This is a genomic window from Armatimonadota bacterium (assembly GCA_020354555.1).
Classification (GTDB): domain Bacteria; phylum Armatimonadota; class Hebobacteria.
The window spans coordinates 1717745-1728398 of record CP070648.1; the positions used below are offsets into that span (position 1 = coordinate 1717745).

Consider the following 10654-nt stretch of genomic DNA (forward strand, 5'->3'; position numbering starts at 1 on the left):
ACCTGGGACACGCGGCTGCCGCCTACGCCGGCTTCGTCGCGCACCCAGAGCGCGCCTATCTCTGGGAAACGTTGGAGGACGAGCGGGTCGTGAACATCACGCGTGCCGCGATGTGGGAGTCGGGGCGCGCGCTGATCGCCGAGTATCCCGCTGAGTTCGACCGCGCGAACCAGGGCGAGCACATTGAGGACTTGCTGCGCCGCTTCCGCAACCGGCGGCTCGCCGACACGGTGTACCGCGTGGGGCGCGACCTATTTCGCAAGCTCGGCCCGGGGGACCGCGTGATCGGCGCGCTGCGCTTGCAGATCAAACACGGGGTCGCGCCGAAAGGCACGACCGCCGCGCTGGCGGCCGGCCTTTTGTTTCGCGCCGCGGACGACGCAGGCAAGCTGTTTGAGGACGACGCACGATTTGCCGCCGTGCTGGGCGAGCGCGGCCCGCAGGCGATGCTCTTCGAGGTGTGCGGGCTCGATCCGGGTGCGCGCGCCGAAGGAGAGGTCATCGAGCGCGTGACTGAACTCTACGAGCGACTGCGCGACGAGAGCCGGCGGGAAATCGCCCTGAGCGAACTCGCGCAGCAGGTCGGAGCGACATCCGGATAGCGAGCCCCTGTGCCATGACCGCGCGCATCCGCCATCTCCGCCCCGAACGACTGATCCTGGCTGTCCTCATCCTCGCGGTGGTCGTCGCGTGGGTCTCCGTGTACCGCGCTGCGCGGCACACGCTCGTCGTCACGTTTTTCGATGTCGGGCAGGGCGATTCGGCGCTGATCCAGGCGCCGAGCGGGCGGACGCTGCTGATTGACGGCGGCGGGCGCGGCAGCGACCACTCCGGCAGGTCTGATGTCGGCGAGCGCGTCATCGTGCCTGGCATGATGGTGCGCGGAGTGACGAGGCTCGACGGCATCATCGTGACGCACGGCGACGACGACCACGTCAACGGGCTCGACTACGTCGTGGACCAGGTGCCGGTGCAGATGATTCTCGACCCGCTGCTGCCGCATTCAGCTCCGCCTTACGAGCGGCTGCGCGCGTTCGCGGACGAGAACGGCGTGCCGATCGTCAAGGCGCGCCTCGGCCAGCGGTTCAATCTCGGCCACGGCATCACGGCCGCGGTGCTGCATCCGGGGCTCGTCCCAATCTGGGACGGCGCGGCCGATCTCAACGACAACTCGGTGATCGTGCGACTCGTCTGTGGCGACGTGAGCTTCCTGTTCGCGGGGGATGTCGAGGCCGCAGGCCAACGGCAGTTGCTCGCGCGCGACCTGACGCTGCACAGCACGGTGCTCAAGGTGCCGCATCACGGCGCGGACGCCGAGACCACCGTGGACTTCGTCCGTGCAGTGCGGCCGGAGCTGGCGGTCCTCTCCGTCGGCGCGGATAACCCCTACGGCCACCCCAGCCCCGCGGTTGTCGAGCGCCTGCGCGCGGCCGGCGCGAAGGTCATGCGTACCGACATCGCCGGCGCCATCACGGTGACCACCGACGGGCGGACGTGGGAAGCCACAGCCTACCGCCGGTACTAGAGCCTCCGGCGGTCTATCGCCCTTCCGGTGGCGGCGGCAGGACGAGAATAGAGGATTCCGCGTCGCCGGCTACTTCAAGGTCAAGAAGCTGGCTGATCCCCGCGAGACTCACCCAAAGATGCTCGCGGATGACTTTCATCGTGACGCGCCTGGTCCTGTCACCCGCGTCGAAGCGCACGACCTGCGAATCGGGGAAGAATTCGTAGGTGCCACCTTCGCTGGTGAGAACTGCGTGGCGCGTCTGCGCAGCCCACTCGGCAGAAGCGCTGATGTAGATGGCCAGTTGGCGCAGTGCGGCCAGGGATTCTTCACCCTCCCTCTCGGTCACTAACTCGACGAACCGCTTGGGATGCAGGATCCCATCCGGCCCAGGGTGATGGGTGTAGCGCACAACATCGAAGCCAAATGGATCGAACCGCAGGCGGTACACATGCCCATCGCGGCCCTGGATGACGCCGCCAGAATACACGCTGAAAGGGAGCCTGGGAAATCGCCAGGAGTCCACGATGCGACCTGAGTTGTCAAGGCGCATGAGGATCCTGTCGAGACCCAATACGTCAATCTCCGCCCCCGGACCCAGCGCCGGACGAGGGTCGAAAACAGCGGGGACTGCGCGGTCGGCGTGTGCGCTCAGCGTTAGCAAGGAGTGCGCTTTCACCGGGGCTGCAGGATCCCACCGCACGGGAATCTCCTGCAAGGGGGTCAGCGTCACTGGTTGGGCGGGGTCATAGAAGACTAGTGTGGCAGGAAGCGGCCCCTGCCCCTCGCGCGTGAACCTGTACGGGTAACCTCGCGGATCAGTGACATAGCCAGGTAAGAGACGGACAAAATTGCCTTGCTTGTCAACTTGTAACCCGCGCTGTCCCCTGCGCTCGCTGTTGAAAACCACCGACGTGGACCTATTGACGTAACCCGAGGCGTCTGCATGCAAGAGCGAATCCAAGGAGACCTGCTTCAGGCCGAGCTCGAGTGTTGCGCTTTCTGGCAACAAGTCCCACGGAGCGCGTGACCAGACATATGTGCCTGCGGAGTCGAACTTGCTGAGAGTTAGGGGTGAAGAGCCATGGGTGGCATAAATCGCCCCGGCAGAGTCCACAGCAAAATACTGCAAATTGTCCATCTTGCCTGTGTACGGATCGAAGACGCATTCAAACTTATGGGGGATGTCCGTCAGAGCCTCGGTATGGAACAAGAGGGTTCCGGGCGGTCTGAATTTCTTGACGCAGCCCTGGACGGTGTCACCGATGTAAATATCGCCCTTGCCATCCACGAAGAAATCCGCGATGCTCTCGCCCGGCCCAGGATCTCCGCCTGGCCAAAGGCTTCCCCAGTCTACTCCCACTCGCTCCGGCGCATCGCCGAAGTTGATCCTGGCCACCGCTTCGGCAGAGACAACGGGCTGAGCAGCTCCGCCCGTTGTCGCGACCGCCGTAGGCGCCAGTGCGGCCAACAGCAAAGCAGCAGTGAATCTCATAGTCTTCATAAGACGGTCTCCCCCGTGGACGCGCCATGAAGTGATGCGGGAAGTCTGCATGCGGAAGCACGTATCTTCGGCAGGACGAGGATTCCGGAAGTGGCGAGGAGCAGAACGACTGACCAGCGGCAGCTTCGGGTGCTGCGTGGGCGCTTCATGAGGCACTCCTTCTGGGAAACCAGCCAAGTACGGACGGTTCCTACTTTGACGGCTCGCCTAGTAGCCTAGCCCAGAAAGGGAGAACGTGTCCAGAACGTTTCGTGCTCGATCGGTGCGCCCGGCGCAACAAGGGCGCCAGACTACCCTACTTATCGCTACCGGCCCGCCGTGCAACCGTGAAACCGCGCGGCCCGCTCTCCCTGGAGCGGGCCGCATCTCCTAATCGCTCGCTACGGCTTTTTGCGGCACCCCCTCAGAATCGTTGCCTAATGCCGATGGCGGCGAAGAAGGGCGGATTGTACGTGTACGGCACGTAGGTGATGTACCCCTCGTTGCCCGGGCCGGGGTCGCCCACTGCGGGCGGCTGGTACGCGCCGGGCAAGACCTCGAGCGTGTTCTCATCGTACCACGCCAGGTTGGTCGCAGTCTTCGTGCTGAAGATGTTGTGCAGGGCGACGTAGATGTCCTGATCCTCGTCCACGTGATACGTGATGTTGAGGCTGCACAGCCAGTGGTCGCCGGTGCGCAGCGCATTGGGATTGTTCGGCTGCAGTTCGCCGTTGACTTGAATCGGCACATCGTACGGCTCGCCGAGATCGGTATAGAGGGTCATGTGCTGGTAGTCCGGGCCGCCGAGGTCAATCCCGCTTTGGCCGTAGGCGTAACCGCTGCCATAGGCGACCCACGGGTTGAACTCCCAGTTGCCGCGCTTATGGTTGAGCGCCAGGGTCGCGGTGTGGCGCTGATCCCACGGGAGATAGTATTCCGCGTCGAGGTCGCCGAAATCCACGCCCCAGGGGTACGCGTTCGGGTACGGCGCGGTGGCTTTGGCGCGCATGTAGGTGTAGCTCAGCCAGCCTTCCCAGTCGCGCGCGAGCCGGCGCTGCAGCTTGGCCTCGATGCCCGTGGCCGTGCCGTGGCCGTTGGACGCGTATCGCTTGACATCGCTCCAGTCGAAGACCTCATCGGTCGGGCCGTGCCAGCGCTGAACCAGTTGCTCGCTGTCGCGCTGGAAGTAGGTTGCGTTGAGCAGCAAGTTCGGCGCAAGGCGCGTCTCGACGCCGACGTCGAACGCGGTGTCCACCTGCGGCTTAAGCGGGCTGGTCTCGGCGAAGAACAGCGGCCAGATCTCGCCCTGCGTCATGTCGCCGAAGTAGTCCGGAATCGGCGCGGTCAGCCCGCGGTCAATGAACGTCCAGCGCGTGTACTTCGCGGCCGGCATCTGCGCGTACTTGCCCCACGATCCGCGCAGTAGCGTCGCGTCATTCACAGCGTACGTGGCGCCCGCGCGCGGGCTCGTCTGCGACAGGCTGAGCTCCGAGTGCGGGGAGCGGTCGTAATCCATGCTGTCGTGCCGCACCCCGACGTCGAGGGTCAGCTCGTCGGTCACGCGCCAGCGGTCGCCGATGTACGCCTGAAGGTTGCGCGTGTCGTTGTCCGCCGAGTACTCGAGCACCGGCGGGAAGATGGGCGGCATGAAGCCCGACGCGAGCATGTTGTTGTCGCCCCAGATGTGCCACGCGCCGGCATAGAGCAGGTGCTTGGGTGCGACCTGGCCGGTGTAGTTCAACTGGAGCCCGTACATTTGCTGCAAGCGGTCCTGCCAGAATCCCTGCTCGTCGGAGCTGAGGTCGAGGCGCAGCCAGTTTTCCAGCCGATACCCGCGCAGGGTGTAGAACGCCTTGGGGCTCAGGCTGTGGCTCCAGGTAACCGCGTCGAGGTTGTAGCCCTGGCGCCCGAAGTCCCGCGTCTCCTGCACCGGCTCGAACAGGCCGGTGCTGGGATCGAAACTCTGGGTGTGCGAGAACGGGAACAGATATCGCGCATATCCGTGATTCGCGAGCAACGTGAGATTGTCGTTTGCGCTCGCCGTGTAGATGGCCTTGACTATGGCGTCCGATGACGCCTCACACGACGTCAGGAAGTTGTTATCCAGGAAATCACTGCGCCAGATGTTGCTCTGGTAGTACCAGTTCCAGGGGCCGACGACGTTGCCGGCCTCGAGCAGCAACGCGCGGTAATCCCACGGGCTGCCGACGCTCGTGTCCACGAAACCGCCGCGCACCTGGTCGCCGCGCTTGATGACCTCGTTGATGACGCCGCCGACATAGCCCGGATACGAGGCCGGATAGCCGCCAGTGTACAGATCCATCCGGTCGAGCCCGACGGTGACGATATTGGTGGCGAAGACGTTGTTGTTCGGCTCGACGATGGGAATGCCCTCGAGCATGTAGCCGACCTGGTCGTCGCGCGCGCCGCGGATGTGCGGATAGCCCGTCGCATCCGCCACAACGCCCGGCTGGCCGAACACGATACCGGGGAACTGGTAGAGATCGTTGGGCTGACCGCGCACGTACTGCTCCTCCTCGGAGGTGGTGGTGTACGTGGTCGCGGTCACGGCGGGACGCACCTGGACCTGTGCCGCAGTGACCTTGGCCTCAGCGCCAGGGACCTCGAGCACCGTCGGCTCAAGACCGAAATCGAGCGTCGCCGTCTCGTCCTGCGTGATTGCCACGCCGGTGTTGATGGCCTCGACGTATCCCACGAGGCTGGCGCTCACGTCGTAGGTGCCCGGCGGGATGTTGGTAATGAGGTATGCGCCGTCGGCGTCGCTGACGGTGGTCAGGGCTGTGCCCTGAATCCTGACGTTGACGCCGGCGAGCGGCTCGCCGGTCTCGACGTCGAGAACCTGACCGCTGAGGATACCGGTCGTGACGACAGCGCCCGCGCTCGACACGAGCGCTGACACACACAGGGCCGCCAGCAATGCTGTCGGCCATGGACTGCGGAGCATGATCGCCTCCTGATGCGTATTGGACTGGTCGTTGACGTAGTTATGTACCGTATTTCACACAAATCGTGAGATGAACCTGATGCTGCGGGCGGAGGAGAGGCGATTGCCGCTTACTCGAGCGAGAAGGTGACCGTCGCGTAGGTGTCCACTTCGCGCGGGATGCCGTCCTGGACTGCGGGCCGGTACCGCCACTGTTTCACGGCCTGGACGGCAGCGGCGTCGAGACGAGCATCGCCGGACGACCTGGCAACCTTCACCGCGCCAACCTTGCCTTCTTTGGTCACCGTGACGCGAAGCCTCACCGTACCTTGGATGCCCTCAACCTGAGCCGCTATCGGATACACGGGGTTGACGCGTCCCACGAGCGTCGGGATCTTGCGATCGGCCAGGCGCGACACATGGCTCGGCCCGTCCGCACCCGTGCCATCCCCCGTGCCGGATCCGGGCTTGCCGCTGCCACCACCGTCCCCGGTACCGGGTCCCGTCCCGATCCCCGTGCCGTCGCCTGTTCCACCGGAGCCGCCGCCGCCTGCGCCGGGCCCGGAACCCGAGCCGCTGCCGCTGCCCGTCCCGGGAGGCACGCCGGACGCTCCGCCACTCCCGCCCGGCAGGTCGCCTTGCTTGCTGCCCGCGCCCAGGCCGATATCTCCGCCGCCGGGTCGCGGCGGGCCGTCACCGCCCGCCGGCGCGGAGGGACGAGTTCCGCCGCCGCCAGGTCTCGGGTCGGGGCTCACCGCCGGCACAGGTCCAGGCGGTGGTTCGCGAGTCGCGGGTTTCGGCTCGACGGGGCGCGCTGCCGGGGCCGGCTGCGGAGGCGGAATCGCGCGGACCGGCGGCGCCGGAGGCTTGACGGATGTCGGCGGCTTCGCCGAAGCGGGTTCCGGCTTTGGCCGAGGTGTTGACTGTTCCCGGATCCGCGGCGCAGCCGCGGGCTCAGGTGCGGGCGGCGGAGTGACCAGGGGCTTGGGCGGCACCGGGCGCGTGACGACCGCCGGCGCAGCCGCGGCCTGAATCAGCTTGACCTCGATCAGCTTCGGCGGTTCCGGAAGCGGCAGCGACCGCAAATGCACCAAGGACAACAGCGCCACGGCCACGAGGTGAATGAGCGCCGAAGCGGCGAGCGCCCGACGCATCACTCGTCGCGTCAGTATCGCCTCGTGCGCGAGGCGGCCTTGCCCGCTATCGAGCGAAATCGCTGCCACTGCGACAAGCGCCTCCTCATCCGGGCTGCGTCGCTATCGCCATGCGCGCAGCGCCCGCTTTCTTGGCCGCATCCATCGCCGCGACCACTCGGCCGTGCTCCACGCGGTCGTCCGCATTGATGACCACGACGACGCGCGGGTTGTCGCTGATTCGCTGCGCCAGCGCGGGGCCGAGGGCGTCAATCGTGGTCTGCTCTTTGTCGAGATACAGCTTGCCGTCCTGGGTCAGGCTGACGGTCACCTTGGTCAAGGCCTCGCGCTCGGCCGCCTCTGCCTTGGGGAGGTTGACCGGCATCCCGTTCTGCAGCGTCATGCTCAGGCTGGCCACCATGAAGAACACCAGGAGAAAAAAGATGGTGTCAATCATGGGGATGATTTCGAGTCGCGCGCGCTTATAGCCCTGTCGCGGCAGGCGCATTAGGCCTCTCCATGCACGATCGAGGACACCACGGTGGCCGGCACTCGCGCTGAATCACCAACGTCGCGCGCGGCACCGATCGCCTCGCCGCTGCGTGCAAGCGAATTTGTCAACTGCGTGGAGCGCACCTCGATCTCCGAGACCAGGTGCTTCACGCGGTCGAGGAAGTAGTTGTACGCCACAAGGCTGTAGATCGCAATGACCAAGCCGGTGGCGGTCGCGATGAGGGCCTCGGCGACACCTGCCGTAATGCCCGTGGGGTGACTCATGCCCGTGCGCGACACGATGTTGAAGGAGCGGATCATCCCCGTTACCGTGCCGAGCAAGCCGAGCAGCGGCGCGAGTGTGACCACGGTGTCGAGCACGACGAGGCGCCGGTTGAGCTGCGGCAGCTCAGCCATGGCGTGTTCCTCCATCGCCCGCTCCGAGTTTCCCCCCTCCTGCCGCGCCCGGAGGCCCGCCGCCAGCACCGCCGCGACCGGCCCGCGCGTCTGCTCGCACAACGACCGCGCCTGGTGCACGTCGCCGCGCTCGAGCGTGCCGCGAACGTGCTGCATGAGCCGTTCCGTGTCCGCCCACGCGCGCCGGTAGAACAGCCACCGCTCGATAATTGCCGCGATGGAAATGAGCGAGCACGCCGCCAGCGGGATCATGACCGGCCCGCCCATGGCGAGCGTGCGCAAGAAGTCAGGCATAGTGTTCTCCCGGATCCGTGCTGCCTCTGTTGCTGCGACCGTGCTGCAGCGTTCCCACCCGGTACCCACGTGCGCATCTCCCGTTCGATTCGGCAAGCTGCAGTGGAGCCACCGTATGCTTGCCTGTCTATTAGACCACCGGGCGCTGCACGAGGTTCCAGGTAGGCAGCCGACTTCGCGTCTGCCATGCTCAACCACGGCAGGCGCGTGCGGCTCTCGGAGCCGCATTGGGTTATTCCATATCTCGGCTGGCAGGATGAGGGGCGCGAACGCACATGCGGAGAGGGCAGAGACGTGCGCGAGGGCACGGGAATAGGCGCGGCACGAACGGCGCGGCTGGGCTAATCCGCGACGTAGCCGATACTGCGCATCTGCTCCAGCGAGCGCTTGTCGAGGGCCGGCGCCTTCTCGCCGAACTGCTTCCAGTATGCGATGCGGCGCCCGCTCTGGCGCGCCAGCCCCAACAGCCGTTCGCGGAGTGCCGGCGCGACCTGGGGATCGGCCGCCAGATTATGGCGCTCGCGGGGGTCCGCGCGCAGGTCGTACACCTCCATCGCGCGCGATTCGGGGTGGAAGATGACTTTGTACTCGGATGTGCGCAGCGCCTTGAGCTCTTCGCCGTAGAGCGTCATCTCGGCGAACAGCTCGCGGCCCTGCCCCGCAGCCGAGTCGCCGCCGAGGAGTGGCACCAGCGAGCGCCCTCGGACGCCATCCGGGATCGCCACTCCCGCAACATCGAGCACCGTCGGCAGCACGTCAATCAAGCCCACCTGTGCGCGGACCCGATCTCCGGCATGCGCGCCGCGGGGGAACTTGATGAGCAGCGGCACGCGCAGGACCTCGTCGTACATGCTGTGCCCATGCTCAAAGCCGCTATGATCCCAGAACTCCTCGCCGTGGTCGGCCGTGACGATAATCGTGGTGTTGTCGAACAATCCGAGTTCCCGCAGGCTCGCCATCAGCCTGCCTAGCCAACGATCGGCGTAGCGCACCTCGTCGTCATAGAGAGCCTGGAGGTACGCCTTGTCCCCTGCGCCGAGGGCTATCCGTCCCCACACCAGGTCTTTGTAGAACTTGCCGTCCGGCTCGAACGGCGGCTCGGGGAAAGCGGCCAGAGTCTCCGGCGACTTCTCCGGCGGGTTGTAGGGCACATGGGTGTCCATGAGATGCATCCACAGGAAGAACGGCTGCCGGTCCCGTGCCGCCAGCCACCGCGATGCATCCTGCACCAGGCGCTCTGCTTCATGCCGGTCGAGCTGCCGGGAGCCGAAGTACTCGTGCTTGTCGAACAGCGCTTCCGCCAGGCGCCGGCCGAGCGACGTATGGAGAAACCATTCCTCGTATCTGCCGAGGCGTGGCAGCGCCGGCAACGCATCGCCCCTGAAGTCATCCGGGTTGCGGAAGATGATGAACCCGCGCGCCGCGCCTTGGTCGCGCCGCAACAGCGGGTTGACCAGTTCCGCCGCGGTCATGTACCCCGCTTTGCGCAGGACTTCGGCCAGAGTCGGCTGAGGCGTAAACAGCCCGCCGTCGAAGCGAACCTTGTGGCCTTCGGCGGGCCGCCGCCAAATGCCGATCTCGGACGGCCGCTGAGACACAAATATTGAGCCCATCGAAGCGACGGTCCACGGGGCCGACGCGAAGGCGCTGTCGAAGACGACCGCGTCCCTGGCAAAGCGATCGAGTTCGGGCGTCAGCCCCGCGGAGCTGCCGTAACAGCCAAGCTTGTCCGCCCGCAGGGCGTCCACGATCACGAGCAAGACGTTGGGGGCGCCCCGATGCGGCGAGGGATATGCGATGCGCACGCCCGCCCATCCCACGATCACCAGGAAAGCCGCGGGCCAGAACATGAGCACCCGCACCCACACGGCGCGGGCCGGCGATGATGCGTCACCGTGCGCGCGCCTGCTCCGGATGAGGCCGACGGCGAAGAGCACGACAACGCCCACCGCGACCGCGCCGACCTTCTCCGCGGCCGAGATGCCGTTGAGCGTCCACTGTGCCCACAGCGCACCCGCAACGAGGCACCCGAGTGCCGCGGCCCCGGCGCCGGGCAACTTGAGCCTCAGTCGGGGCGCGAACCGCAGCGCCACCCACATCACCGCCCCGGCAGCGACGGACCACGCACCCACGCGCAGCAGCAAGAAAGTCATCGCCTCGGGTGCAATGTCGAGGTCGGCTCTTCCGAGCACCAGCGCCGGCGGCAGCGCGATTGCGCCGAGGATGTGGTAGAGGAATCTGTCCTGCTCGGCGCCGGCGCGTCGCAACAGCGCGGTGGCCGCGCCAAGCACGGCCCCGAGGACGCCGAAGGCGACCCAGCCGAGCGCAGCGTAAACGCCGACGGTGACGCCCCATAGGCCCCAGAAATCCGCCGCCCGGAGCACGCG

The 10654-nt window shown here is 66.3% G+C and carries 8 protein-coding genes; 2 read left to right on the forward strand and 6 right to left on the reverse strand.

All coding sequences use genetic code 11. From position 1 onward, the window contains the following. Together JSV65_07015 and JSV65_07020 are read left to right on the forward strand one after the other, a co-directional pair. Positions 1-602: hypothetical protein (locus tag JSV65_07015; GenBank protein ID UCH36099.1), on the forward strand; the 602-nt coding region annotated here is incomplete at its 5' end. Between the two features lie 14 nt (positions 603-616). Beyond that, positions 617-1525, forward strand: a complete 909-nt coding sequence (locus tag JSV65_07020; protein ID UCH36100.1) for an MBL fold metallo-hydrolase — start codon at positions 617-619, stop codon at positions 1523-1525. Positions 1526-1538: 13 nt separating this feature from the next. Here the strand turns inward: JSV65_07020 and JSV65_07025 are convergent, their stop codons facing one another. From JSV65_07025 to JSV65_07050, 6 genes are all read right to left on the reverse strand, one after another. After that, positions 1539-3008 (reverse strand): hypothetical protein, encoded by a 1470-nt coding sequence (locus JSV65_07025; protein ID UCH36101.1) that lies wholly within the window; start codon positions 3006-3008, stop codon positions 1539-1541. A 403-nt stretch (positions 3009-3411) separates the two neighbouring features. Further along, on the reverse strand, positions 3412-5952 hold the full coding sequence (locus JSV65_07030) for a TonB-dependent receptor (GenBank protein UCH36102.1): 2541 nt from the start codon (positions 5950-5952) through the stop codon (positions 3412-3414). Between the two features lie 110 nt (positions 5953-6062). Next, positions 6063-7154 (reverse strand): TonB family protein, encoded by a 1092-nt coding sequence (locus JSV65_07035; protein UCH36103.1) that lies wholly within the window; start codon positions 7152-7154, stop codon positions 6063-6065. A 16-nt stretch (positions 7155-7170) separates the two neighbouring features. After that, the gene (locus JSV65_07040) at positions 7171-7572 is read right to left on the reverse strand and encodes a biopolymer transporter ExbD (GenBank protein UCH36104.1); all 402 of its coding nucleotides are present in this window, start codon (positions 7570-7572) and stop codon (positions 7171-7173) included. Then, positions 7572-8267: a MotA/TolQ/ExbB proton channel family protein gene (locus tag JSV65_07045; GenBank protein UCH36105.1), complete on the reverse strand. Its 696-nt coding sequence runs from the start codon at positions 8265-8267 to the stop codon at positions 7572-7574. The genes JSV65_07040 and JSV65_07045 overlap by 1 nt, the downstream gene beginning before the upstream one ends. Positions 8268-8608: 341 nt before the next feature. Beyond that, positions 8609-10654 (reverse strand): sulfatase (locus JSV65_07050; protein ID UCH36106.1); only part of this gene is annotated, 2046 nt, incomplete at its 5' end.

What these genes read in the sequence shown, in the direction of transcription:
- JSV65_07020 (UCH36100.1), top strand. Translation starts at nt 617, where the DNA reads ATGACCGCGCGCATCCGCCATCTCCGCCCCGAACGACTGATCCTGGCT.
- JSV65_07025 (UCH36101.1), bottom strand. Translation starts at nt 3,008, where the DNA reads ATGAAGACTATGAGATTCACTGCTGCTTTGCTGTTGGCCGCACTGGCG.
- JSV65_07030 (UCH36102.1), bottom strand. Translation starts at nt 5,952, where the DNA reads ATGCTCCGCAGTCCATGGCCGACAGCATTGCTGGCGGCCCTGTGTGTG.
- JSV65_07040 (UCH36104.1), bottom strand. Translation starts at nt 7,572, where the DNA reads ATGCGCCTGCCGCGACAGGGCTATAAGCGCGCGCGACTCGAAATCATC.
- JSV65_07045 (UCH36105.1), bottom strand. Translation starts at nt 8,267, where the DNA reads ATGCCTGACTTCTTGCGCACGCTCGCCATGGGCGGGCCGGTCATGATC.